The organism is uncultured Thiocystis sp. (assembly GCF_903866365.1).
In the GTDB taxonomy this organism is placed as follows: domain Bacteria; phylum Pseudomonadota; class Gammaproteobacteria; order Chromatiales; family Chromatiaceae; genus Chromatium.
The window spans coordinates 1-2,601 of record NZ_CAIPNF010000086.1; the positions used below are offsets into that span (position 1 = coordinate 1).

2 protein-coding genes are annotated in these 2,601 nt (G+C 63.7%); one reads left to right on the forward strand and one right to left on the reverse strand.

Annotation, left to right across the window (positions count from 1 at the left end; translation table 11 throughout):
• Nucleotides 1-1,804: 1,804 nt before the first annotated feature.
• Nucleotides 1,805-2,143, reverse strand: coding sequence for a type II toxin-antitoxin system RelE/ParE family toxin (locus tag QZY07_RS05480; protein ID WP_295400461.1), 339 nt, complete (start codon nucleotides 2,141-2,143; stop codon nucleotides 1,805-1,807).
• Between the two features lie 135 nt (nucleotides 2,144-2,278).
• On the opposite strand from QZY07_RS05480, the gene QZY07_RS05485 reads away from it, so the two are divergent.
• Entirely contained in the window at nucleotides 2,279-2,518 is a 240-nt protein-coding gene (locus QZY07_RS05485; protein ID WP_295400463.1) for a hypothetical protein, read from the forward strand.
• Nucleotides 2,519-2,601: the final 83 nt, after the last annotated feature.

The following is a 2,601-nucleotide window of genomic DNA, read 5'->3' on the forward strand; positions in this document are numbered from 1 at the left end:
CTGGATGCACGGCGGCAACAGCAGTGGGGTGTCTCGGTCGATGGGGATGAACTCGACAGCCATGGAGGCTCCGCTGGGCTTCGGGGTGAGACACACGATTGTACTCGCGATGCGGGTGCTAAGCCGGACAGGCTCCTAGAGACGACAGGCACTTCACATCACTGGAGCGCCTTGAGGAACTGCCGCGGGTGGTCGGGTGGTCCGCGTGCGGGCTGGTTGACCGGTTTCTGAAGTCGCGCGAGCGTTTTCGCCCTCATCGCAAGATTGGCTTCGACTGACCGGTGGCCGCATGGCGCGCCGATCGGCCTCCTGAAATGGGTGGGCACTTCAAATGGACAGGCAAATTCTATGAAGCTCCAGCCGCCCCGCGCGGCGATCAACAGATCTCCAGCCAGGCACCCCGGCTTCGGGCAGCACTGAGGTTCCAATCATTCGATCTTCACATCAGCGCGTCGAACAGACGGTCGTGTCAGTCGCACGACCGACCGCTTTGGCCAAGGCGGACTGTCGACGCTTCAAGATGGCCGCACGTGACGTCGTTTTTCCAGCGATGACGTCAGGCGGGCCTGCCGGACCCTGAAATGACGCAGTTTTTGACCGTTTTCGCTTTTTGATTTCAATCTGTTACCTCAAGAGTGACGCAGTTTGGTGAGACACGTTGCAGCGGTCACGGGGGGGGGGGTTCGCCTGTCAGCGCTTGTCTTTCGAGCTTTTTCCCCTCCCACCGACCCTGGAGTAAGATTCGAGTCGAAGCGAGAGAAGCCCCCTGTCCCCCGCGAGCCGAAGAACGCCCTCTCGGGCGCGCCAGCGTCCTCTGGATCTCTGGATCTCTGGATCTCTGGATCTCTGGAGCCTGCCCTGAACGACGCGGCATCGCAATGATCGTCGCTGATCCACGGCGACCACACGGCCCAGGACGAGGCATCCCTGGAGGGCGGATGGCGCGGCGATCGGTCTCTGCGCGCCGGCGAAAAGACGGCCCCAGACGCTGTGAGGCGCTCGCCAAGGCGTTAGAAGGGGTTGGCCGGACGAACGCCACAAGTCGGGCCGCATCGAGGACATTCAGAGGGAGGTCGGAGAGCCAGCCAAGTTGCACCGGACGCCCCGTCGGTCAAGGGTGCCAGGCACGGGGCCATCGGCGAAGCGCTCCGTGGCAGGCGACCGGGATCTCCAACGCGGATCCGATCCCACCAACGACGACCGCGCCCGCCTGCGTGGAATCGCGCAGCCATCTTCAGGGTGGCGGGTGACACCCTGTTCTCGGCGGCGGAGAAGGCGCTGGTGCAACGCGTTTCAGCAGAAACGTCATCCGGTCTGCCCAGGACGCCACGCACCCGTCACGAACGAGGGTGCGGAGATCGCTCAACCGGTGCCGGGCCGGGTCGTCCGGCGAACCCGCGCTCGCCCACGCCGGACAAGACCGTGTCGGTCAGCGACATCGCCACCCGCGCGTCCGATCTGCTCAGCGGGTCACGGCGGCGACACGCGTGAGCGCCGACACTGACGCATCCAGGCCCCGAAGGGGCTCCTTCACGCCCCACAGGGGCTTCTCCTCGCCCCCGAGGGGCTGCTCCTGCTCCGCCGGAGCTTCTCCAGGTTCGGGACGAACTGCTTGCGCGACCCCCGGGAGCGGCTTGCGGCGTGCCGATCCGCACCAGTTGCTGCGCGGCTTGCGCTTGCGTGAGGCCCGCGTGGGTCAGATGGTCTTTCAAGGCCATCATCAAGGCGGAGCGCAGCCGCAGGTTCTCGGCCTCCTGGGGCGTGTCCTCCAGGGCGTCCCAGACACTGGTAAAACGGTCGTGGCTCATGGGGTTCGCTCCTGGATGAGGTCTCGATAGCGTTGCTCGGCGACGTTGAGGTCCGCCTGACTGGTTTTCTGCGTTTTCGTCTGGAAGCAGTGCAGGACGTACACGGCTTCCGGGAATTTCGCGACGTCGATGAGTCGAAAGGCCCCGCTGGCGTCCCGAATCCGACTCTCCTGGACGCCGGATCCGATGGTGGTCATCGGCTTCCAGTCATCGGGGAGACGACCCTGCTGGAGTTGGTCGAGTGGATGCCCTGCTTCACGGCGCGCGGCGACGGGGAAGGCGCGCAGGTCATCCAGGGCGCTGCCGCAGAATGCAATCGGTTTGGGGGCAGACATGACGAAACGATACAAAATTTTAGATAAGCTGCCAAGGCAGGCAACCGGGATCGGCATCGCCAACGCCGCAGGCCAGGATCGGGGTGATTGGGGCGCGGGGAGCGTGCAAAACAGAGGGGCGCGGAGGGTTCGCGCATGACGCAGGCGATGGTGTCAGTCAGTGGGGCCTCGGTGACCCTGCCGGCGCTCTTTGTTCCGACCCCCGAGGCGGGCAAGCGGTTCATCGAGTTTTTCACCGCCAACATCCGCAATCCCCATACCCGACGGGCCTACACCAAGGCCGTGCATAGGTGTTCGGGATTTTTTAAGCCTGGACTTCCAGAAGCAACCTATTTAAACGCATCCCATTACACACAACTTCCCGTGTTCGGGTAAAATCCGGTTTTGGCACTGTTGTTCGATGGGGTCTGTATGGGCTGGGCAGAAGAAGAATTTCGCGGGATCGATCTGGGCGACGC

Coding starts and splice junctions, on each gene's coding strand:
- QZY07_RS05485 (WP_295400463.1), top strand. CDS start 2,279: ATGACGCAGGCGATGGTGTCAGTCAGTGGGGCCTCGGTGACCCTGCCG.
- QZY07_RS05480 (WP_295400461.1), bottom strand. CDS start 2,143: ATGTCTGCCCCCAAACCGATTGCATTCTGCGGCAGCGCCCTGGATGAC.